We start from the raw sequence: 21057 nt of genomic DNA on the forward strand, positions 1-21057 counted from the left end.
GATACGTTCGTGTCAAATGACAAACCAGGAAATTGAAATTGAATTCTTTATCCGATTCCCCTATAGACAAAGCCAAACAGATTCTAATTTCCTGGGTCGAGCTTGAAGCCAAGCGCCATCAACTCACACCGGAGGGATTGGTCGATGTCGATGCTGGCCGCCTTATCGATCATGCATCAATCGATGCCTGGACCAAGAGCCTCGAAAAATCACTAAAAGCAATGATCCTGCGGTGAACTACAAGGGCTGAGCGTGACTTGGTTCGGCAGCTTATTGCTGGCGCGAAACAGTTTTTACGGATCATTTTCGTATTTTGTACCCTGCTTTCAGCATTCGCAATGTCCACCACGATACTGCCAGGAAACACACTATCAGAATCCCAAGGCTGAGATAAGGTGAAACATCTGAGGAGCGAAAGAAGCCGTAGCGGAACCCGTCTACCATGTAGAAAAACGGATTCAGATAAGATAATCCTCGCCAAAATGAAGGCAACGAAGAAATGGTATAGAAAACGCCCGATAAAAACGTCAGTGGCAAGATGGCAAAGTTTTGCAACGCAGCAAGGTGCTCAAATTTTTCCGCCCAAATTCCCGCAATGATTCCCAAGGCTCCCAGCAGCGCAGTTCCGATCAAGGCAAATGCGATTATCCATGCGAATGAATATAGGGGAAGTTCAAAAAAACCCACTGCAACCACGTAAATACCCAGTCCTACAATCAGGCCACGAACTACCGATGCCAGCACATAAGCAGTGAATATTTCCTGGTAAGAAAGCGGCGATAACAGCATGAAGATGTGATTGCCTGAAACCGTCGATTGAATCAGGCTTGATGAGGAGTTGGCGAAAGCGTTCTGCAACATAGCCATCATCACGAGTCCCGGGATCAGAAAAACGGTGTAGGTTACACTTGGATATATCTGCGTCCTTTCTTCCAGTACGTGAGAAAAGATCAATAGATAGAGCAAGGTGGACAGCATGGGGGCAAATAAGGTCTGGAACCCAACTTTCCAGAATCGCAGCAATTCCTTGTAGAACAGTGTAAGAAATCCATTCATACCAATGCAGACTCCAGATTCTCTGCGCTACGCATGATCTTTACAAACACTTCCTCCAGATCAGGCTGCAATACCTGAAGTTCCATAATTTGGGTCTGGGCCTCGCGCAATACGGCCATCACATTCTCAAGCTGCAAGTATTTCTCGATTGCCAGAACGTAGTAACCTTGGTCATGGCTGATCATCAATGGTTGCAAAGCTACTGGAAGGGTGTCAGGAGATAATTGCAGTCGTATCCGGTATCCAGAGTTGCTGCTGATGAGATTTCTGACGTCATCAAGTACAATGATACTGCCATTTTTGAGCATTGCTACGCGGTTGCATAAAGCCTCCGCTTCTTCGAGATAATGCGTGGTGAGCACAATGGTATGACCATCGTGGTTTAATTGCTTAATGAAACGCCACAAGGATTGGCGCAATTCCACATCTACACCTGCGGTGGGTTCATCCAAAATGATTACCGGGGGTTTGTGGACCAATGCCTGGGCTACTAGCACGCGCCGCTTCATGCCACCGGACAACGAACGCATGTTGGTATCGGCCTTATCGGAAAGGTCGAGATGGTGGATTATCTCGTCTATCCAGCGGTTATTCTTCTTTAGACCGAAATAGCCGGATTGAAACACAAGCGTTTCCCTAACGGTAAAGAACGGATCAAATACCAATTCCTGCGGCACCACGCCTAACATGCGACGTGCTTCACGGTACTTGGCGATGACATCATGACCCATTACCCTGACACTGCCGCTGCTGGCAAGGGTAAGACCTGCGATAATATTGATCAGTGTCGTCTTTCCCGCTCCATTGGGACCCAGCAAAGCAAAGAATTCACCGGCATTGATTTCGAGATCAACGTTGTACAAGGCATGCAATGCACCGAAATGCTTGTGCACCTGTCTGACTTCGATTGCCGCAGTCATGAAGAAACCTCCGTTTCAGCTGGAGGAATGACCGTTGCGTATCGCTCGGCGATACGGCTTTCCAGCGCATCCATCAGCATTTCCGCCGAGTTGAATCCGGTCTGGCTGGCAATCTCCTGCATGCAGGTAGGACTGGTAACATTTATTTCAGTGAGATAATCACCAATCACATCCAACCCAACCAGCATCAAGCCTTCATCGTATAGTACGGGACCAAGCGCTTCAGCGATTTCGCGATCCCGCCGGGAAAGTAGCTGCGCAACACCTTTTCCACCTGCGTTAAGATTGCCGCGTGTTTCGCCTGGCTTGGGAATGCGTGCAAGCGAGTAAGGCACCGGTTCTCCGGCGATTAGCAAGATGCGCTTATCGCCTTGAGTAATCTCAGGAATGTACCGCTGAGCCATGATAGTACGTGTGCCATAGTGCGTAAGGGTTTCCATGATTACGCCAATGTTGTAGTCGGCACTGTGAATGCGAAATATGCTGGCTCCCCCCATGCCGTCGAGCGGCTTAAGTACTATGTCGCGGTGTTCGTCCAGGAAATCGCGAATCAGAGATTCCTGCCGGGTCACTAGGGTAGGCGGAGTAAATTGCGGAAACTTAGCTGTGGCAAGTTTCTCATTATGATCGCGTATCGCCTGTGGACTATTAAAGATAAGTGCTCCCTGACGTTCTGCCAATTCCAGCAGATACGTGGTGTAGACATATTCCATGTTAAATGGCGGATCCTTACGCATCAAAACAGCATCGAATTCCCGCAGCGGGATTTCCTCCGGCCCCTTTGTCCTGTACCAGCGGTGTCCATCGCCATCCTTGCCGGTTAACTCCAATTCGCGTGCGAATCCCACGGTTTGCGCACCCTTCCATGCCAAGTCGCCTTGTTGCAGGGTAAAAAGTTGATGATGGCGAATTCCTGCTTCACGCATCATGGCAAAACTTGAATCCTTATAAGTTTTGATGGAATCCAGCTGGTCGAGAATGAAGGCAAGTTTCATTTGGTAGAGTGTCATCCGATTACAGGCAGCGAGTAGGTTTTAGCGCGACTATTCCTTGGTAGCGCCTGGTTTTTTTGCATAAAGTATACGAATTCATTGCGCCGCAGCTTTGACCTTCCATTCAGATAAGTTTTTAGGCAAGATCTGGGAATGACTCATGCTGGTTGAATTGCCTTGAGAGAAATAATTGCTCAGGTATTCATCGAAAGGGATCTCATTCATTGCGTCTAGCTGTTTTTGTTCCGCCAATGATGTCTTGACTTGGAGATCAAAATTCTTCTTTATTGCGGTATCTAGCGCAGATTTCTGGAAATAACGAGTGTATTCATGGGATTTTTGTAATACCAGTTCAGTAATTGACATCTTTTGAGTACGCATGGCAGAAAGCATCCTTGCTGAAGCAGTCAACTCGGGATGGCGAATTTTTTCGATCTGCTGTTGTAATGCATGGGTATAGAATGTATCGGCATTACCGTTATCCAGGATTTCACAGATCTCTCGCACCTGCTCGCACAGTGTCAGCGCCCATTGCCGCAGCGGGACTTCATGCCCGTTATCCAGCAGCTTGAGACTCGGATCCCTGCCGCGATTGGCCACCGTCAATGCGTTATTGCTGATCTCGTTATGCTGCTTCAAGTCATGCCCCGCATTGGGCTGGAATAGGCAGAAAAGACTCAATGCTTCAAGAAAGCGCGTGGTTTCGATCGAAATGCCTGTAGGTTCAAACATATCAACATCCACCGAGCGTATTTCAATATATTGAATCCCCCTGCTTCCCAGTGCCTGAAGCGGCCTCTCATTCGGTCTCGTCGGCTGTTTCGGCCGCACCGAAGTGTAATACTCATTCTCGATTTGCAGGAAATTGCTATTCAGTTGCCGATACTGGTCGTTCACCTTTGTCCCGATCTTCTCGTATCCGAGATGAGAAATCGTTGTTGCCCTGCTCAAGTCCCGTATATAGTCATCAATGCTGTTAAAGGAAATATGAAATGCCGATTGAACTGGATTCAGATAGCCGATCTCGCTCATCCTCAAAGAGGTCGCGTAAGGTTTGTAATAGGAGGTTTCATCGAATTTTTCCAAGGCGCGGGAATGCGCAGATTGACGACTTTCGACAAAGCTTTTGGCGACCGCCGGGGACGAACCGAATAAATACAAGATAAGCCAACCATAACGCTGCAAGTTTCTGATCATTCCCATATACGCCTGCGTCGTGAACGATTGCAGATCGCCGGTATGCTTCATGAAATGCTGGTATTGGGGCCAAAATAGCTCGGGAAGCGAATAGTTGAAATGGATTCCGGCGATAACCTGCATGCAACGGCCATAACGATAGCTTAAACCCTGACGGTAGATGTGCTTCATCCTCCCGACATTGGATGGACCATATTCGGCAATGGGAATTGCCAGATCCCGCAAATCACCGACAGGCATACTTGCCGCCAGCAACAATTCGTCATTGATATTTGCGCAGACATATTTATGCAAGTCCGCCAAGTAACTCAGCATTTCCGTTCCATCTGATAATGCTGGCGTGATCAACTCAAGTAACGCTTCAGAATAATCAGTTGTTATATTCGGATGAGTCAACGCGGCTCCAAGCTGACTCGGATGAGGCAACAATGATATTGACCCCTCCTGATTAATTCGGAGACTTTCTTTTTCGATACCTTTCAAGCCATGAATTAATAATGGTTGAAGTGATTCGTTGATGGTTGTAATGTGATTGTTACAAGATAATTGTCTTGACATTTGCCCTCCGACATTGCCTGCAATAGGTAAGTGGTCAGAGTATAGGTCAGCAGACAGATAGGCGTGTAGTATGTTAAATTGGTACTCAGTGTCCTATTTTTGCAACTGTTTGAGTACAGCGCGCTGAGATGGATTCGTTGGGCAAGTTCCGGAGCGCTCTTAAGTTTGCTAGTCGTCATGCAGTGTCTCGAAACGCTGCGCGAGAAAATCAATTAACGCCCGCACGGAAGGCAGAAGACCTCGCCGGGACGGAAACACCGCATGAATGATTACCCGGCGTGGTGCCCAGTCGGGTAGTAGTTTGACCAATAAACCAGCCGTCAGCTGGTCTCGTACCGCAATCACTGGCATTTCTACTACGCCAACACCGGCCACAGCGGCATCTCTGAGCGCAATCATGTCCGTCGTCACGAAGCGTGGCGTGTGATGAAGGGTTGCTTGTGCACCATCTGGCCCATGCAGCACCCAGGCATGAATTTGTTGCAGCCCTTCCCCCAGGCTCAGGCTCGGCCAGTTGTTCAAAGCAGCTGGTGTAGCAGGAAAACCGAGCCGTTGGACAAGGATGGGGCTGGCCACCAGGCATTGGCTTCGATCAGCCAGGATGCGCATGACCAGATCACTGTCTTGTAAAGGTGGATGGCGCACGCGCAGAGCAACATCCAGTGACTCGCTGACCAGATCGACACGACGGTTAGTCGTTTCCATCTGCACCATAACATGCGGATAGCTCACCATGAAATCGGCCAGCATCCCTCCCACATAGGCATTCACCAGCGGTATGGGACATGTCATCCGGATCACACCGCGAGGCTCGTTTTTTAGCGTGTCTATTGCTTCCTGGGCCGCTTCGGCTTCCACCAGCATCGCCTTGCAATGCATGTAATAGCTCTGTCCAGCTTCGGTAACCGCAAAGTGACGTGTCGAGCGCTGGATCAGGCGCACACCCAAGCGCTCTTCCAGCTTGGCGATGCGGCGGCTGAGCTTCGACTTCGGCATGCCCAACACTCGACCTGCCGGAGCAAAACCACCATGATCCACAGCCTGGACATAGTAGTAGAGGTCATTCAGGTCTTGCATAGGAAACCACCCATAGTTTCAAAAATAGGACACTGAGTGCCAATTTAACATACTACACGACCATCCGTCTGCTGACCTATACTCTGACCACTTGCTAATTACTTTGCTTTAGTAAGAGATTACCCTACAGGAAGAAGTAAACACCCTTGGCACTACTACCGGCGGCAAACATCAGCACCATGCCCCTAACGAAGATAACTATTTAACAATAAACTACATTGCAAAAGGAATTTTCTATGTCCACACAATCAAATGTCGAACGCACGCTGTACGGATTCTGGCTCTCACCTTATATGAGTCAGGTTGCGCACATCCTCTTGGAGTCTGGTCTGCCTTATCGCTATGAACGAGTGTCTCCGTTTCAAGGGAGTACGCTCACGCCAGAACACTTAGAAAGAAACCCTCTTGGAAAAATTCCCAGTCTCAGGGATGTCAATGGTGTTGATATTGCGGAAAGTCACGCTATTTGTCGTTATCTCGCGAAAATTTACCCAGAAGCGCAAAAGTTTTACCCTATTGATGATCCGTTGTTCTGTGCACAGGTCGATGCCAAGAATGACTTCATCACTTTCTCCATAGCAGGTCCATTCTTCAACTGGTTTGTTGTCAGCGGATATTTTCCAAAAGCCTGGAAACTCAAGGTTGATAAAGAAGCCCATATTTATAATCTTTTTTCTGTCTTGATGAGCAAATTGTGGCTATCCAGACTCGTTAATGGCTCGAAAATGGATCCGTTCCTACTTGGCAAAGAACCTTTTCTGCCAGATTTTCAGTTGTTCTACACGCTCGAGCTGAGCCAAATGTTTTCTGAATTGTTCGAAATACCCGAGATGCATTTATTTCGAGACGATCCTGCTTTACAAACGTTTTACGATGCAATGTGCGAGCGTCCTGCTGCGCGTGAAATACTGGCGGCTAAAGCGTCGGAATTGGATGTTACAAAGAAAGAACTCTACGGTGGATTTGGTGCAGCCTACCTTGATAAGCATATCGACAAAAAAATCCTTGACGGGCTATTCGGACGTGAAGTCTGACCGCACACATACTGGGGCTGATCTGGCCACAGCTATATCATACCAGCTACCATAATTGACTTGACGCGAAACACCAGTCACCATTTCTTTACGATAAGTCAAAAATCGGCTTTTAAATCGAGGATAGTACTATCCTCGATTGCAATGTTAAAACCAGAAGTTATAAATAGCGGTGTAAAAATGCAGCACTGAGACACACTAAATTTCGCAGCAATCGCGGAATTCATCCAGTACCCGCAGCTCGGGGTAAAACTCGAAGAATTCTTGCCCCGTGATGTGCGCCGAATGATAATTGGCGATTATGAGTTAAGGTACGAGCTAACCGATGAAGCGATTTATATTTTGCGACTCTGGCATGGCCGTGAGGATCGATAATCACACACTTGGTAACCGGAATAATGCTAAATTCATCACTTTACCGTTACCTAGCCGTTCATGAGCATGGGCAGGAGCCAGTCACGAAGTTCAATTAACTGCTGATTTTCGAGACCACGATTGAAGATCATCCTTTGTGTTATCAAACCAAAAATTGATCTCTCTGAGTTTCTGCGATCAAAAATTTGCTTGAAGTATTTCATTGCACAAAATTGATTCGGAATAAGACGCATCGTTTAGTCGATATGTATCCGGCGTAACTCATACCCACCCACCGGCTTTAGCACGCAGGTAAAGTGTTTTTCTACTTGCCCCGGAAGTTTGCCGCTCTTCGATTTCAAAAAGGTCTTTCTTCGCTTTGACCAGATCAGAGAGCTTTTTATAGCCGTACAGCCTGGAATCAAAATCGGGTTGCAGCTTGGTTAAATAACTACCAAAAACACCGAGACTCGTCCAACCCGTGTCATCCACAGACTGCTCGAGCGCGGTTAGGACAAATCCTTCTGGAAATTGCGGTTTCTGCTCACGAGCTCGCCCGGGTAAGATTTGTTATAGCGCTTCGCTTCACGCTTGAGACATTCCTGGATGGTTTGCTCGACCTTGGCCAGACGTTTAAGGCCATACTACAACGTCTTGAACCGTTGGTTGGTACTGTCACGCGGGATAAATTCCTGGAGTCTGGCTCGTTTCAGCACGTCATAAATCGTTGGACGGCTGACCTGGAAGCGTTCCGCCAAATGCGCCACCTTCCACAGCCAGGGTTGATATAGCTGCCAAATTTCCTGGCGATCCAATAATGTTAAGCGAGTGCGTTTGTGTATGTTCATCTACAGTATTCTCCTGAATACTGTAAACAACGCTAGGAATTCTTACATATCAGGCATGTTTGAATAATGTTTCATATTTCAATATGGAGTATCCGAACATGTCCAATCGTGGCGGAAAACGAGAAAATGCAGGCAGGCCAGCTGGTCAGGGTAAGTATGGTGAATCAACAGTAACGATGCGTATACCTGAGAGTCAGATGGCAACGGTCAAAAGCTTTTTGGAGGCTTACCAGCGCAAAAGAGAAAGGGTTGATGGTGATACCTCAGTTACAGAAGTTGAGGTGGATGAATTCTTCATTCCAGAGATCAGCGATCAACCCACCTTGTTACCGCTTTTTGCGACCAAAGTAGCAGCAGGCTTTCTCAGTCCGGCGGACGATCATGTCGAGAAACGCCTCGATGTCAGTGAATTCTTGATCGACCATGTGGCATCGACGTTCTTTGTTACGATCAAGGGCGATTCGATGATTGATGTCGGCTTACTGCCGGGGGATAAAGTGGTGGTGGATCGTTCCAAAACACCCAATATCGGTGACATTGTACTGGCCGTAGTGGATCGGGAATTCACCATCAAAATCCTGGATCACGGCGCAAACAAAATGCCGAGATTATTACCAGCCAATTCCACTGGCGCTTACAAGCCGATTTACATTCGTCCCGATACCCAGTTCGAGATTTTTGGTGTCGTGACCGGATCATTTCGCCGCTTTAAATGACAACGTTATTGCCATGCTATGTGTTACTCGATCTGGAGATGACAGGCGCTATGCCAACCCAGGATCGCATTACCGAAATCGGTTTGATTCGCTATGAAAACGGTATTGAAGTAGGCCGCTGGAATACCCTCGTCAATCCGGAAGTCAGCATTTCGCCATTCATACAGCGATTAACGGGGATCACCCAGGACATGGTGAATCATGCACCGGCTTTTCAGGAAATCAGCAATACGCTGCTGGAGTGGCTGGATGATGCGGTATTGTGCGCTCACAACGTTCGCTTCGATTACGGTTTCCTCAAAAACGAATTCAAGCGCATCGGTGTTACCTTTCAGAACAAATTGCTGTGCACCGTCAAACTGTCCAGAAAACTCTATCCACAGCATCATTCGCATAGCCTTAATGCCATTATCGAAAGGTTTCAACTAGTCTGTAGCCAGCGCCACCGCGCTATGGGCGATACTGAAATGATGGCGGCATTCATCGAGGCCGCTATCCGTGAACGGGGAGAATCAACGGTTCAGGAAACTGCAAAAACACTCCTGAAGCAGCAAGCGATTCCAACCGGTCTTGATCACCCGGATATTCACGCTATCCCGGAAACCTGCGGTGTTTATTTATTTCGCGGCGATAGCGCATTACTGTACGTTGGCAAAAGCGTTTCATTGCGCTCACGAGTATTCAACCACTTCCAGGGCGATCATCGCTCAACCAAGGAGATGCGCATCGCACAGGAAATCAAGCGGGTCGAATACCGCATCACCAGCGGGGAACTGGGTGCACTGTTGCTGGAATCGCGTCTGATCAAGGAACTCCAGCCCATTCATAACCGTCAGCTCAGGCGCGAGCGGCAACTCTGTACCTGGCAAGTATCCAGCGATCCTAATGCCAAACCGCTGGTGACCTTGATCAATGACAGCGACATCGACTGGCGTAACGCAGACAATGTCTATGGTACTTTCAAAACGAAGCGGCAGGCTGTGGAGGTTTTAAACAAGCTGGCTGATGAATACGGACTGTGCGATAAGGCATTGGGACTGGAAAAAGGCTCCGGTGTGTGTTTTGCGCATCAGTTAAAACACTGCAAGGGCTTGTGTGCTGGCCAGGAATCCGCTGAATCACACTGGTTGCGCCTGCTCACGGCTTTAAGCCATTACAAGCTACTGGCGTGGCCGTATGCTGGCCGTATTGGCATCAGGGAGCACAATCCGGAATACGACATCACGGAAATACACGTCTTTGACCAATGGTGCCATCTGGGTAGCGTCAAGGATCACCAGGAATTGGCTGAATTAACGGCACGTCCTAGTTTTGACCGGGATACCTACCGCTACCTGCTCAAATTCCTGAATCAGAAGAACGTCGAAATCATCCCACTGCATGGAAATGCCCAACCATCTTATGCCTAATCGCGCCATCGCGTTAATTGACGTAAATAATTTTTATGTCAGTTGTGAGCGGGTGTTCAATCCCAAGCTGGAAGGCAGGCCCGTAGTTGTGTTATCCAACAATGACGGCTGCGCTGTCGCCAGAAGCAATGAAGTCAAGGCGCTGGGCGTCAAAATGGGGCAGCCGTGGTTTCAGCTCAAGGATTTGGCCAGGAAGCACGGAATCATCGCTTATTCATCTAACTATGCTTTGTATGCCGACATGAGCAACCGCGTCATGAGCATTTTAGGTGTGTTCAGTCCCGAACAGGAAATCTACTCGATTGACGAGTGCTTTTTGGATCTCTCTGGGTTTAGAAGAATCGATCATGCTGGTTATGGGCAGCGAATCCGGAAACGTATCAAGCAATGGACGGGATTGCCAGTTTGTGTGGGTATAGGCTCAACCAAGACACTGGCCAAGCTGGCTAACCACATAGCAAAGAAGCATACCGAATTCAATGGTGTCTGTGATTTGAACAGTTTGTCACCACAGCAACAAGACAATTGGTTCAGCAAAATAGCGGTCGATGAGATATGGGGTATCGGCAGATGGCTTACACCCAAATAAGGAATCCCATCGATGAAAAATCAAGATTCAATCGAATTAACCCAAATTATTTTGATGGTGTTGTTGATGGGATTATGATTATTAGAAGGCGGGATTCGAACCTTGATCTATGTTTAGTTTATCAATCATTTAGTATTTACCTCTGCTATTTCTGTGTCATTTTGAAGTATTTCTACAAGTTTCAAAAATTTCATAAACTCAGTTTAAACTTATTTAATTAAACCATCAAGATAAGTTGAATCCTTAGGTAAACTAATATCTTCAAGCTGTTTTGATTACTAGCTTTCTTAACCACGGCTCAAGGTGAGCCAAATCAAATGTTCCTGTTTCAAACATTTGCATCATGTCGGCGTAAATAATCATTGATTCACAGTTGATTCGATAACCATTAATACGAAGGAAAATATCGGTAGCTGCAAAAGCTACTCGTTTGTTGCCGTCTATAAAGGGGTGATTGATGGCTAAACTTTCCATCAATGCGGCCGCTTCTGTAACTATATCAACGTAATAGCCTGATTGGAGGCGAAATAAAGCAGATTCAAGTGCGCCAGGATCACGGATACCATGTATTCCACCGTAACGATGGATTAATATTGAATGGATTGCCAGTACATCGGGAACAGTCAGGTACTCTTTCAACGTTATTTAGCTAATTCACGGTAGAGCTGATCAAATTCGCTTAGGCTTTGCGCAAAAGCATCCATCGTTTGACGACGAGGTTGGCCTTTTTCTTTTCGTTCGATGTATTCCCGCAGAGCCTCATCAAGTATTTCTTGAATAGGACGCCCCTCAGATTCAGCAATTTTTCGAAGTGCGCTAAGGACTTCCGGAGCAGCTTGAGAAGAAAATTTTTCGCGGACAGTGTTAGGCATGAAATATCACCATATCCTGATGTTTTTGAGAGTTTTATGATACGCTAAAGATTGTTTTTTTATCAATGTATTTGTTGCCTTTCGTGTTGTTCATGCAAGGAAGGTTAAGAGTAAGCGATAGCTTTAATAATTTTTAAAGGTGTATTAAATGGCAAAATTTCGTCAGTACAACATTCAACTCCTTCCTTTGGATACAGTGAAAACTCCAGAAGTAGGCATTGAAGGTTATAAAAAGCTATTCGATCAGCTAAGTACTGAAACATCAATTGCCTTTAAAAATAAAAAGATGGCCAATCAAGCAAAAGCTTTGATTAATGATACGTTTATTTGCCCTTTTGTTGTACACACTGATGAAAAGTTTGCTTATGGAAAATTTGTAAAGTATAACAAAGCAGATACTGTCACCGATTTCTATGATAAAACTCCTTTATTTGAAGCTACCAAAGAAGTTGCTGCTGTATCAAATGTATATTATTTTCGATTTGTATTTGACTATACATGGCATAGATTCGGTATTGAAGAAAATGGTACTAAACTACCTAAACCGGATGTAATGTTGAAAGTACTAGAACATTTCTTAGAAAAATCTGCAAAAAACTATTTCCCAGATCATAGCTTGACCTTAAATCTTATTTCAGATCAGGTAAGCATGAATGAAGCACTAACTGAAGGTAACCAGTTTGGTTCAGTTGATGTCAAAATAACATTCCCAAATAGTCATCGCCTTAATGATGAATTGAGGGAATTAAAGAAATTAAATGCTCATAATATTCAGGCGCATGTTAGTCCGGCGCGCGGAGCTCAAATGCCAGGATTGCCAGAATATATTCGTAAGCTTGTTGAAATGGCTCCAGAGTTTGGTGAAGCGACTATCACTTTTTTTAAAGCTATATCCAATAACGATAAAGTCATTAAATTCAAAAGAATGATCTATTCATCAACAAAAAATCCACGGTATTTCATACTACGACAAAAAAAGAATGAAGGTGAATTTGGTTTTGTTGAAAGAGCTTGGAGATATATGAAAGCACTTGCGGATAAAAACAATGAAACCAAATGAATCGGAACAAAATGATATTAAAAAACCTAATGCTTCGGTTCCATACAGAAGCTGGTTGTATTCGCAAACACTAAAAATTCCAGTACTTGGAGAAATTTTACGCATTGCCAATGCTTATACCTATGATGGCGACCTAGCTTCTGATATTGAATTTGCTCCTTTAGGTCTTTGGATTAAAAAGCATTATAAAAATTTCTTAATCGTTATTGTCCTAACTGTTATTTCCGCATCTCACATATGGTTATGTGACCCATCAATTGATAACTGTAAAGCAATTCCCATTCCCGGGAATTTAATAGTTAGTATCTTCCCCAGTGTTCTAGGGTTTGGGATTGGAGTTTATGCACTTATTTTTGGCCTCTCAAATATTTTGGTCAAAAAATTGCAAGAATCTTTGGATGATAGAAAAGAGACTGATAAAGCAAAGATTGGCTCTGTGTTAATGTTGAATGTCGATATGGCATACCCTCTTTTAGTTATTACATTAACATTAGGTATTGGAGTGCTACAACAAATATTCATAAATTCTCAAGTACTTGAATTAGCAGCATGGTTTGCCTTGTGGTATTCAATGATAATGGTAATAGAGATTCTTGCCGTTTTGTTTGGATTGGGAGAACATGAACTACTTAACAAGCTTGATTGATAGTTTCAGCACACATTATTTATTACAAGTTGATAGATATTGACTGCTTTTCTTGAGAACTAATTTTTTGATTGATTAAAATCAAAAAATATAAGTACTTGAGCTGCAAATATTTAGTTGAATTACATTTGAAGCTTTAGAATATTAAATAGAAATTGTCATAACCAAGTTACTAGATTTATCAGTTGGTGAATTAAAAAGAACTAGAACTAAGTTTTATTATTTTTCTGAGGGATGTATCGCCCATAGCTCTTTCTGATCTGCCCCCAATCCTTATGCCCCATTTCCTCTGCAACCTGCATGTGATGCTCACCTCTTGAAAGCATTGTTGAAGCAAAAGTATGACGGGTTTGGTAAGGATTGCGGTATTTAATGCCAGCTCGTTCCAGTGCCGGAATCCAAACCGTTTTACGAATGGCTTGATCGTCTTTCCAAGGTTTATCATGGCGTGGATTATGAAAAACAGTTTCTTTTTGTTTTTCAGTGTAGTTTTTCTGACTGAGCAAAGCTTCTCTGGCTTGAGGTTGAAGTGTGACTGTGCGTTCTCCTGACTTGGTTTTAGTGCCTTTCAAGTGATTTCTCACATTAGCAACCCGGACATGGATGCAGTTTTGCTCTATATCGACATCTTGCCAGCGCAACGCAATCAGTTCGGAAGTTCGAAGCCCCGTCCAGAACGCAAATTGAATCAGGTTTCTTTCCTGTCCTGCAAGTTCATTCAGAATATTTGCGACTTCATCAGCTGTGAAGGGCTTCGGTTCTCGCGTATGGATCGGTAGATTTTTCACATGATCGAGTGGGTTTTTGGTGATGATTTCATCATGGTACATTTCGTCATATAACTGACGCAGTGGAATCAGAATGTTGTTTTTACGCTTGTTAGAGCAAGGAAGTTCAGCCCGCCATTCTTTAATTTTGAGTGCAGTCAGTTCCTCAATAGTGAGATCGCCAAAGGTTGGAATCAAATGGTGATAAATTGCGCTTTCATAGTCGCGCAGTGTGCTTGGTTGGCATCGAGATTGAGCACGTTGTAACCAATCAATCAGACCTTCGCGGATAGTGTAACGATCCGGGCGGTTTTTTCTAAATTCCTTGGCTTTCTTGCTATATGGAAAATGCTTGGAATAATCAAAAGTACCGATACTGATTTCATACAGTATTGCTTGCCGCTTAAGCGCCAGTTCTTTTTGTGCGGCCTTGGTCGGCGGAATGGGAATAGTTTCCCGGCAGCGCACGCCTTGATAGGTAAAAGCGATCTGGGCGCTATTGCCGCGAATCGTTATGCCTCGCTGCCTTGCATCCATGCGTAAGCTGCCTTTGTGATGACGAAGATTCGGCCGTTTGGTGCTTTGTTCCAGTGAATTTTGTATCGCCATTGTCCTTTCTTGATATATTGCCGGATGGCTTCTTCAGTTAAGCCGGTCAATTCAGCAAACTTCTTGATCGTTACCAGTATATGTTCGGAGTGGTTCATTTCTTTTCCTCCCCGTCATTAGAGGCGATATGCTTGGCCACTTGCTTTTCGACTTCCGCTTGATTGTCGATCAAACCCTTATCCGCTACCTTGCGCTTACCCATGACCACCGCCCAGAAACTGCCAAGCTTTTCGGTTATGGCATAGCCAATACTTTTTTTCTGGCCGAATTCGGTGATTTCCGGACATACGTCTTTAAACTCAACGCCGAGCACTTTTTCATAGCGGCGGTAAGTGGCCGGGTTGTGCAGAATCTTGAGAACCCGCCAGCCGAAATACTGCCCCATTACCAATGCGCCAAGAGCACTTTCAAGCGTAGTGCCAACACCTCTAAATTCCCGCATGTTCTGGAGTATTTTCTGTTCCGTCTCATCATCGAGAGCGAGCAGTTTTCTGGTGTTATTTGTTTGGTCTTCCATGATCAGTAGTGTTCCTCACGATAAATAGTTATCGTCATGATACATTGCTGATCATGGCAGTCAATATGATATTTGTCCTGTTTAATCTAAAAGCTGCACTTGTGCGTAAAACTCCTCTTTGGTGAATTGCCGCATTTCGTCGTGAAACTTGATGACAATCTCGATCTGATCGTTCAGCGTCAAAACGCCGCAGATATGGCCGATTTGCGTGATGCTGTATTTCTGGCCAGGTTGCAGCGCGTCCTTTTTGAGTACGGCTAAGCGGTAGATTAAAGAAACAGCTTCCTCAAGATCGAATGTATTCATTATGTTTTTTCTTCTGTCTTTTTTAGTGTTGAGTTGGGATTTCATGGATAACCTCCGGATGATAAAAAGGGGTTGGTACAGTTATTGATACAAGTCCAAGAGAAACAGCTGCGGCGCGACATGGCGTGCGCGCGTCTCGCGCCACGCTCCGCAATGTCACGTCCTCGCTGTCCGCCATCACCAAAGGCATCCAGACATGCTTACGTGTGCTATAACCCAATCCCCTCCAAACAATACCGGCCACCCGTAACGGTGCAGCGTCACCATAGCGGCCGGTTAACGGTGAATACACATCGCCGGTCACTGGATTGAGGTTTTTGGGTTCATCGTAGAACGGTTTGATGGCTTGCTGGTTGTGCGGGGTTTCAGGGTCGCCCATCGCCAGCATGAAGGCTGCCCAATCGCTGGCGGTAGCCGATTGGCGAATGGCTTCCAGTTCCGGGTCGTCGCATTTATCAAGTTTTCTGAGCTGCCGCCAAACGGTGACACTGGGGCCGCCGATTTGCTGAAATTGCCGGATACCCCAGGTATTCGCCCAAGCGGTGATGCGCTCCGCCGCCTGTATCGCATCGTTGCCGTAAGAATCGCAATCAAGCGCGTAGCCGTCGATGCTCTTGGATATGTACTTGGCAATGTAACCGACGGCTGAGCCTTTAGCTGGGTCAATGGGCTCCACTTTGAAGCGGCGTTTTAATGCGCCAGGTTCATTGCCGCTATCGAGAAGCGCATAATGGCTCATGACTTTACGTACAGCTTCGCGGTGTTTATCCGGCATGAACAGTAGCAGGTGCCAATGCGGGGTGCCGTCGTGGTGCGGTTCGACCACACGGAAACCGTAAGGCCGGATATCTTGCCGATCGAGTTCGGCGCGGATCAGCGACCAGAGGTGTGTCAGATACTGATGTGCTTCCAGGGTGGTAGTACCGTCATGGCGTGGATTGGCATGGCCAGTATGCAAACAAGCGTGCATGCGCGATGGCGTGGTGAGCGTATAGAATTCACCCCTATGACCCAGATAGTTGGCAACCATTTCAAAACCGCGGATTCGTGTCATCAATTCGGCACGGCGAACGGTTGGATTGGATACCGAACGGTCGGCTAGGTTCTGCAGGGAAAAAATCTCGCCGTTCTGGTTGCTTACGAAGTTCGTGGCCAAGTACAGCCGATTCCGCTCCTTTTGCTTGCGCTTAACGTGAATGGTGTAATCGCTCGCATAGGTGCCACGCAGGCGGCTGACCAACTCTATATTACGGGCGATTGTTTCGATCTTGCGCAGGCGTAGTATCTGGATGCGGCGATTCCACCAGCGCGAGCAGCACATGCGGTTCAATGCCGGTTCCAGGTTGTCACTTTTTATGGATGGCTGTTTGACTTGGTAGTGATCGACGATGCGCAGGCAGGCTTGATAGGATTCAAGAGGGGATTGTGCGCGAGAGCGGGCTGTGTGGCATTTTTCGGCGAAGCGCTTGGCGGCTTCGAATAGTTCTTCGCTATCGCCGCATAGATTCAGATCCTCGATGCGCAACTGGTTATAAATATCTTGCAGTTCATGGTTGGCTTGCTCAAAACTTACACGCTCGGCGGTTTTGACATAGCGGGCGGCCAAGTCTCCGGCGAGGGGGACAAGTTCAGTGAAAATATGTTGCCGCATGCGGCGGCATTTTGCTGTGCCGTAAGCTGCGGTGAGGTTATCGGCAAAAATGACTTGTGGCAATTTTGTGTCATTTTTGTGCCACAACCGAGGCTTTTGGAGACCAACTGAGACCAGTCGGTTATTTTTTGAAACACAACTAACACCCTGTTTATTATGGGTCTTGGTTGGTCTTGAGTGGTCTGGGTGAGACCTTAAACTGGCGGAGAAGGCGGGATTCGAACCCGCGGTACGGTTTGAGCCGTACACACGCTTTCCAGGCGTGCACCTTCAGCCGCTCGGTCACTTCTCCAGGTAATTTCGGCAAGGGGGCAAAGAATAAACCAGTTCCCCGTTTCGGGCAAATTTGTTTTGCGAATTGTCGCTATTTTAGCTCAAAAATTTCCATGTCGAGAAAGTGGCGCCTTGTCCGGCTATCGTGCCATCCGGTTTATGGATATTCCAGATGAGAATCCGCTCGGCCAGAAAACGTTTGCCGGTACTGGATATCCTGATGCCGCTGTAATCAGCATGATAACCCTGGGTTTTTACCTGTTCCAGCATGCGTGCGCGTTCTTCCCGTTTAGCCGGTTCCGCCGTCAGGCGGGAAGGGGTATGCGTAAATTGCTGCCAGTCCATCATCCATAGATTGAGCGCCGTGCGGTTACCGTAATTTAATATGGGATCATCTTCCGTGCCGTGCGATGCCACCACGAATGCGCTGTTGAATAACCGCTCCGCTTGTTCCAGCGGCGTGCCAGTCCGTTCGATCAATTCCTGTTTGACCCAGTGTGCGTAGCTGTCGAGTAAATACTGACACCATTGCACGATGTCCGGATGTGTCCAGTCGGTTTGCATCGTATGTTCTGAAATAATAATGCGTGTCATGGGGTAGAGCCTGAAAGTGTAGCGAGGCTTCTACCGGTTAACAACTGCAATTTCCGGTTATTTTTGCAAGAACGGCGGATTAGTATCAAAGACCTGAATATCCTTGTGCAATTCTGTAATAAACGAAGCGCAGCGGCTTGCCTTCGCGCGTGATAATCAGGCTATGGACTGGGCCAGGTTGATCGAGATGCTTGGAAATATCATTGCCGGCACGGCCGTGCTCCAGATGATGTCGCGCCATGCTGACCAGAATAATCGGCCGGGTGACGGGCGGTTCCGATGGATGCCAGACTTCATACATGGCGCCGCTATCGCCAAACATATTGCGCGCGCGGATATCCATTGGTTCGCCATGCTGATTGTAGAATGCCAGCGCACTGGCAACCGACCATTTGCTCATGCCGACGACCAGGGGTTTCTGTCCGGTCTGCTGCTGCACATCTGCCGCAATTTTCTCGATCTCAATGGTGGCTTCGCGCCAATAGTAGCGATTCATCAACTCAGGATATGGAATCCCCGGAATCCCCAGCACCACATAGTGCATTATTAATGCGTACACTGCTATGGAAAGGGCGATCGTTGGTTTCCATGCGGCTTGGATACGGTTTGCGAAGCTGCGCGGACTGAAGTTTTGTCCCATCATCCAGGCCATTGTCGGGATGATGGCAAGCCATAACGGGGCGGTCCAATGAAAGCGCAACGAGTCGAAGATGCTGAGTACCAAAAATATCCCCAGCGGTACTCCCGTGAATAGGCATACAAACAACATGCGTCTGTGTGCAAACTCGCCTGTGCCATGTTTGTTCCCGGGCAGCAATGCCAATATCGCAGCGATCAAACCCGTCGGCGTGAGCAATACCAGCAGATTGACAAGCATTAAATGAACCGAGAACTCATCGTCACCGACACCGCGAATGCGCGATGACTGGAACATGATCGAAGACCAGTGATGCTCCAAGTTCCAGATAATAACCGGGGAAAACAACAGCAGCGCCAGCAATGCGGCAAGGTACGGATGGGGGCGGATCAACCAACGGCGCGCAGCCGGGTCGATGAGCACAAATAACAATGCGGCGGCGCCGAGCAGTCCAAGCGTATATTTGGATAGAATGCCGAGACCGAAAGCGATTCCCATTCCTAGCCAAGCTGAGCTGCGATTTGCGATCAAGGCGCGTTCCATGTAATAGAGTGTGGCTGCCCAGGCCGCTATTACCGGAGCGTCCGTAGTCATGAGGAAGCCGGTAGCGAAGGTGAATGGCAGGACCGCCAACAGCAGCACCGTGCGTATACCGGTGGATTTGTCGTACAGGTTTTTGGCCAAAGCATACAGAAAACCCATCGTTACCAAGCCGCAGATGAATGCTCCGATCCTGACCCCGAATTCATTATTGCCAGCAATTGCAGTGCCCAGCCAGATCAGCCACGCCACCATGGGCGGATGGTCATAAAAACTTAAATCCATATGCTGGGTATAGTTCCAGTAATAGGCTTCGTCGGGAATCAGCTGTGTTTCGCCAAGATAAATCAAACGGAACAATATAATGAACGGTACCATGCCGATCGCAGCCACGCGCCAGCGCGTATCGACAGTAGGGCGATTGTCTTTTGGCGGAAATATGTAGAAGATCGATCCCAAATAGCAGATGATTGCGCTAGTCACCGTAGCGGTGAGAATGGCCCATAGCGGCGCTACTTGCCAGGTATTGACAAGCAAGGACAGCAAACCGCCGCGTGACAGCATCGCAATGCTGCCGACCGCAGCGATACGGCCGATACGGGGCCACTGCAGCTGGTTGGTCTGCCGGGAGCGGAACAATCCGCCGGAATTAAAAGCGAGAAATACCGCCGCTGCGGCAAGAAAACTTCCGATATGAGCCCCTGCCAGCCCTGCGCCGTTGCTTTTCAGGATCTGGAACAACCCGATATCGATCAGCGCGCAGAGCAGTCCAATCAAAATAACACGCCCGGCGTTGTGAATTGTGGCGCCGCCGGATAGCGCAAGCAAGCGCTGCAAATACGCCCATTGGTGGTGAAATGATAATTTTGAAGTGCCGCGTGTCCGGTCACGGAAACAGATGGGCACTTCCACCACTTTCAGCGTGCCTTGTCCGGCCATCAACAATTCGAGCAGGATTTTATAGCCGTGCGCCTTCCCAGAAATGGTCGATGCCAGCTCGCGGCGGAATGCAAAAAAGCCCGAAGTGGCATCGTTCACATCGCACAGCGGGCGCGCCAGCGAGCCGCCGATGCGCGATAGCCATTGCCGGTGCAACGGCCAGCCTTCAGTGCGGCCGCCCGGAATATAGCGGCTGCCGATGGAGACGTCGTGACTGCCATTCAGCACGGGCGCCACAATGGCGGAAAGCTGTTCGGGCGGATGGCTCAGATCCGCATCCATGACCACAATTACATCGCTTTGTGCCTGTGCGGCGCCGGCCAGAATCGATGCCGTCAAGTCCGGTTTTTCTGTGCGCTCAATGAGCCGCACCTGCGCTTTTTTCTCCCATGCCCGTACTTTTTCCGGAGTGCCGTCCTTTGAACCATCGTCGACAAAAATAACTTCAAAGCTGTCCTGCGGGAGATTCAATGCAAACAGGCTGGTTAATAACGGATCGATATTATCGGCTTCGTTGAGTGTCGGTATTACTACGGAAAATTGTGTCAAGGGAGTCTCGGCTCTGAAAATGGAATGGTTGATTTTAAAATAAGGAATTTGCTTAGGGGAAATTTGGATTCTTCCAATCTTCTCTTTACAACTAATTCGTTATTGTTATTATATTATTAGATATGTTATATCGGTATTTTAATCAATGATTTGAAGAAGATCGACTGTATTGAATCATCGGTGTGCATGGTGCGAATCAAGTATCCTGTGCGATGAAGTTGCCGCCAGTATAAATAGGAAAATAGTGAATGGCTATTGATTTGGGCTTTGACAGAATTGTTAGGGATTTTAGCGGCGCAAGGTGGATTTTTACGCCAGATGGATTCTTGCCCCATTGTCAGTTTTCG

Annotated in this window: 23 protein-coding genes, 1 tRNA gene and 1 pseudogene; 8 read left to right on the forward strand and 17 right to left on the reverse strand. The window is 47.2% G+C overall.

Features of this window, described 5'->3' with window-relative positions; translation table 11 throughout:
- Positions 1 to 38: 38 nt before the first annotated feature.
- Complete coding sequence (locus tag DU481_RS05735; RefSeq protein ID WP_350133278.1) at positions 39 to 236, forward strand: hypothetical protein; 198 nt, start codon at positions 39 to 41, stop codon at positions 234 to 236.
- Positions 237 to 300: 64 nt separating this feature from the next.
- Here DU481_RS05735 and DU481_RS05740 read toward each other — a convergent pair whose 3' ends face one another.
- From DU481_RS05740 to DU481_RS05760, 5 genes are all read right to left on the reverse strand, one after another.
- Positions 301 to 1056 (reverse strand): ABC transporter permease, encoded by a 756-nt coding sequence (locus DU481_RS05740; RefSeq protein ID WP_350133279.1) that lies wholly within the window; start codon positions 1054 to 1056, stop codon positions 301 to 303.
- Entirely contained in the window at positions 1053 to 1976 is a 924-nt protein-coding gene (locus DU481_RS05745; RefSeq protein ID WP_350133280.1) for an ABC transporter ATP-binding protein, read from the reverse strand. The genes DU481_RS05740 and DU481_RS05745 overlap by 4 nt, the downstream gene beginning before the upstream one ends.
- Positions 1973 to 2971 carry a glutathione synthase gene (gshB, locus tag DU481_RS05750; RefSeq protein ID WP_350133281.1) on the reverse strand — a complete coding sequence of 333 codons (999 nt, stop codon included), beginning with the start codon at positions 2969 to 2971 and terminating at the stop codon, positions 1973 to 1975. The genes DU481_RS05745 and gshB overlap by 4 nt, the downstream gene beginning before the upstream one ends.
- Positions 2972 to 3064: 93 nt before the next feature.
- On the reverse strand, positions 3065 to 4723 hold the full coding sequence (gene gshA, locus DU481_RS05755) for a glutamate--cysteine ligase (protein WP_350133282.1): 1659 nt from the start codon (positions 4721 to 4723) through the stop codon (positions 3065 to 3067).
- A gap of 168 nt (positions 4724 to 4891) precedes the next feature.
- On the reverse strand, positions 4892 to 5800 hold the full coding sequence (locus tag DU481_RS05760; protein WP_350133283.1) for a LysR family transcriptional regulator: 909 nt from the start codon (positions 5798 to 5800) through the stop codon (positions 4892 to 4894).
- Between the two features lie 236 nt (positions 5801 to 6036).
- On the opposite strand from DU481_RS05760, the gene DU481_RS05765 reads away from it, so the two are divergent.
- Entirely contained in the window at positions 6037 to 6834 is a 798-nt protein-coding gene (locus DU481_RS05765; protein WP_350133284.1) for a glutathione S-transferase family protein, read from the forward strand.
- 213 nt (positions 6835 to 7047) lie between these two features.
- Positions 7048 to 7209 carry a type II toxin-antitoxin system RelE/ParE family toxin gene (locus tag DU481_RS05770; protein ID WP_350133363.1) on the forward strand — a complete coding sequence of 54 codons (162 nt, stop codon included), beginning with the start codon at positions 7048 to 7050 and terminating at the stop codon, positions 7207 to 7209.
- Between the two features lie 261 nt (positions 7210 to 7470).
- Here the strand turns inward: DU481_RS05770 and DU481_RS05775 are convergent, their stop codons facing one another.
- Entirely contained in the window at positions 7471 to 7680 is a 210-nt protein-coding gene (locus DU481_RS05775; protein WP_350133285.1) for an OST-HTH/LOTUS domain-containing protein, read from the reverse strand.
- A 152-nt stretch (positions 7681 to 7832) separates the two neighbouring features.
- Positions 7833 to 8036: a hypothetical protein gene (locus DU481_RS05780; protein ID WP_350133286.1), complete on the reverse strand. Its 204-nt coding sequence runs from the start codon at positions 8034 to 8036 to the stop codon at positions 7833 to 7835.
- Positions 8037 to 8134: 98 nt separating this feature from the next.
- Between DU481_RS05780 and DU481_RS05785 the strand changes: the two genes are divergently transcribed.
- From DU481_RS05785 to DU481_RS05795, 3 genes and pseudogenes are all read left to right on the forward strand, one after another.
- Positions 8135 to 8752, forward strand: coding sequence for a LexA family protein (locus DU481_RS05785; RefSeq protein WP_350133287.1), 618 nt, complete (start codon positions 8135 to 8137; stop codon positions 8750 to 8752).
- Positions 8749 to 10161, forward strand: a complete 1413-nt coding sequence (locus tag DU481_RS05790; RefSeq protein ID WP_350133288.1) for a 3'-5' exonuclease family protein — start codon at positions 8749 to 8751, stop codon at positions 10159 to 10161. The genes DU481_RS05785 and DU481_RS05790 overlap by 4 nt, the downstream gene beginning before the upstream one ends.
- Positions 10154 to 10747 (forward strand): annotated as a pseudogene (locus DU481_RS05795) (Y-family DNA polymerase); the annotation flags it as partial. The gene DU481_RS05790 and the pseudogene DU481_RS05795, both read left to right, overlap by 8 nt.
- 264 nt (positions 10748 to 11011) lie before the next feature.
- Here DU481_RS05795 and DU481_RS05800 read toward each other — a convergent pair.
- Positions 11012 to 11389 carry a type II toxin-antitoxin system death-on-curing family toxin gene (locus tag DU481_RS05800; protein ID WP_350133289.1) on the reverse strand — a complete coding sequence of 126 codons (378 nt, stop codon included), beginning with the start codon at positions 11387 to 11389 and terminating at the stop codon, positions 11012 to 11014.
- Between the two features lie 2 nt (positions 11390 to 11391).
- Positions 11392 to 11622: a hypothetical protein gene (locus DU481_RS05805; RefSeq protein ID WP_350133290.1), complete on the reverse strand. Its 231-nt coding sequence runs from the start codon at positions 11620 to 11622 to the stop codon at positions 11392 to 11394.
- Between the two features lie 148 nt (positions 11623 to 11770).
- Between DU481_RS05805 and DU481_RS05810 the strand changes: the two genes are divergently transcribed.
- Both DU481_RS05810 and DU481_RS05815 read left to right on the forward strand, forming a co-directional pair.
- Positions 11771 to 12682, forward strand: a complete 912-nt coding sequence (locus DU481_RS05810) for a DUF4747 family protein (RefSeq protein WP_350133291.1) — start codon at positions 11771 to 11773, stop codon at positions 12680 to 12682.
- Positions 12669 to 13328, forward strand: a complete 660-nt coding sequence (locus DU481_RS05815; RefSeq protein ID WP_350133292.1) for a hypothetical protein — start codon at positions 12669 to 12671, stop codon at positions 13326 to 13328. The genes DU481_RS05810 and DU481_RS05815 overlap by 14 nt, the downstream gene beginning before the upstream one ends.
- Positions 13329 to 13537: 209 nt before the next feature.
- On the opposite strand, the gene DU481_RS05820 is transcribed toward DU481_RS05815, so the two are convergent.
- The 8 genes from DU481_RS05820 to DU481_RS05855 all read right to left on the reverse strand — a co-directional run bounded on the left by DU481_RS05820 (position 13538) and on the right by DU481_RS05855 (position 20710).
- Positions 13538 to 14632: a tyrosine-type recombinase/integrase gene (locus tag DU481_RS05820; protein ID WP_350133293.1), complete on the reverse strand. Its 1095-nt coding sequence runs from the start codon at positions 14630 to 14632 to the stop codon at positions 13538 to 13540.
- Positions 14608 to 14802: a MerR family transcriptional regulator gene (locus DU481_RS05825; protein WP_350133294.1), complete on the reverse strand. Its 195-nt coding sequence runs from the start codon at positions 14800 to 14802 to the stop codon at positions 14608 to 14610. The genes DU481_RS05820 and DU481_RS05825 overlap by 25 nt, the downstream gene beginning before the upstream one ends.
- Entirely contained in the window at positions 14799 to 15221 is a 423-nt protein-coding gene (locus tag DU481_RS05830; protein WP_350133295.1) for a hypothetical protein, read from the reverse strand. Before DU481_RS05830 ends, DU481_RS05825 begins: the two co-directional genes overlap by 4 nt.
- Positions 15222 to 15302: 81 nt before the next feature.
- Complete coding sequence (locus DU481_RS05835; RefSeq protein WP_350133296.1) at positions 15303 to 15572, reverse strand: hypothetical protein; 270 nt, start codon at positions 15570 to 15572, stop codon at positions 15303 to 15305.
- Positions 15550 to 17241, reverse strand: coding sequence for a replication endonuclease (locus tag DU481_RS05840; RefSeq protein ID WP_350133297.1), 1692 nt, complete (start codon positions 17239 to 17241; stop codon positions 15550 to 15552). Before DU481_RS05840 ends, DU481_RS05835 begins: the two co-directional genes overlap by 23 nt.
- A 137-nt stretch (positions 17242 to 17378) precedes the next feature.
- Positions 17379 to 17470 (reverse strand) — tRNA-Ser (locus DU481_RS05845).
- A 77-nt stretch (positions 17471 to 17547) separates the two neighbouring features.
- On the reverse strand, positions 17548 to 18045 hold the full coding sequence (locus tag DU481_RS05850; protein ID WP_350133298.1) for an MEKHLA domain-containing protein: 498 nt from the start codon (positions 18043 to 18045) through the stop codon (positions 17548 to 17550).
- An 85-nt stretch (positions 18046 to 18130) separates the two neighbouring features.
- Positions 18131 to 20710: a glycosyltransferase family 39 protein gene (locus DU481_RS05855; protein ID WP_350133299.1), complete on the reverse strand. Its 2580-nt coding sequence runs from the start codon at positions 20708 to 20710 to the stop codon at positions 18131 to 18133.
- Positions 20711 to 21057 lie beyond the last annotated feature (347 nt).

This window comes from Nitrosomonas sp., from assembly GCF_040240425.1.
GTDB lineage: Bacteria > Pseudomonadota > Gammaproteobacteria > Burkholderiales > Nitrosomonadaceae > Nitrosomonas.

Excerpts from the sequence above, each read along its gene's own strand:
- DU481_RS05780 (WP_350133286.1), bottom strand. The coding sequence starts at position 8,036 with ATGAACATACACAAACGCACTCGCTTAACATTATTGGATCGCCAGGAA.
- DU481_RS05740 (WP_350133279.1), bottom strand. The coding sequence starts at position 1,056 with ATGAATGGATTTCTTACACTGTTCTACAAGGAATTGCTGCGATTCTGG.
- DU481_RS05760 (WP_350133283.1), bottom strand. The coding sequence starts at position 5,800 with ATGCAAGACCTGAATGACCTCTACTACTATGTCCAGGCTGTGGATCAT.
- DU481_RS05765 (WP_350133284.1), top strand. The coding sequence starts at position 6,037 with ATGTCCACACAATCAAATGTCGAACGCACGCTGTACGGATTCTGGCTC.
- DU481_RS05820 (WP_350133293.1), bottom strand. The coding sequence starts at position 14,632 with ATGGATGCAAGGCAGCGAGGCATAACGATTCGCGGCAATAGCGCCCAG.
- DU481_RS05815 (WP_350133292.1), top strand. The coding sequence starts at position 12,669 with ATGAAACCAAATGAATCGGAACAAAATGATATTAAAAAACCTAATGCT.
- gshA (WP_350133282.1), bottom strand. The coding sequence starts at position 4,723 with ATGTCAAGACAATTATCTTGTAACAATCACATTACAACCATCAACGAA.
- DU481_RS05785 (WP_350133287.1), top strand. The coding sequence starts at position 8,135 with ATGTCCAATCGTGGCGGAAAACGAGAAAATGCAGGCAGGCCAGCTGGT.
- DU481_RS05850 (WP_350133298.1), bottom strand. The coding sequence starts at position 18,045 with ATGACACGCATTATTATTTCAGAACATACGATGCAAACCGACTGGACA.
- DU481_RS05810 (WP_350133291.1), top strand. The coding sequence starts at position 11,771 with ATGGCAAAATTTCGTCAGTACAACATTCAACTCCTTCCTTTGGATACA.
- DU481_RS05825 (WP_350133294.1), bottom strand. The coding sequence starts at position 14,802 with ATGAACCACTCCGAACATATACTGGTAACGATCAAGAAGTTTGCTGAA.
- DU481_RS05835 (WP_350133296.1), bottom strand. The coding sequence starts at position 15,572 with ATGAAATCCCAACTCAACACTAAAAAAGACAGAAGAAAAAACATAATG.
- DU481_RS05805 (WP_350133290.1), bottom strand. The coding sequence starts at position 11,622 with ATGCCTAACACTGTCCGCGAAAAATTTTCTTCTCAAGCTGCTCCGGAA.
- gshB (WP_350133281.1), bottom strand. The coding sequence starts at position 2,971 with ATGAAACTTGCCTTCATTCTCGACCAGCTGGATTCCATCAAAACTTAT.
- DU481_RS05745 (WP_350133280.1), bottom strand. The coding sequence starts at position 1,976 with ATGACTGCGGCAATCGAAGTCAGACAGGTGCACAAGCATTTCGGTGCA.
- DU481_RS05790 (WP_350133288.1), top strand. The coding sequence starts at position 8,749 with ATGACAACGTTATTGCCATGCTATGTGTTACTCGATCTGGAGATGACA.
- DU481_RS05830 (WP_350133295.1), bottom strand. The coding sequence starts at position 15,221 with ATGGAAGACCAAACAAATAACACCAGAAAACTGCTCGCTCTCGATGAT.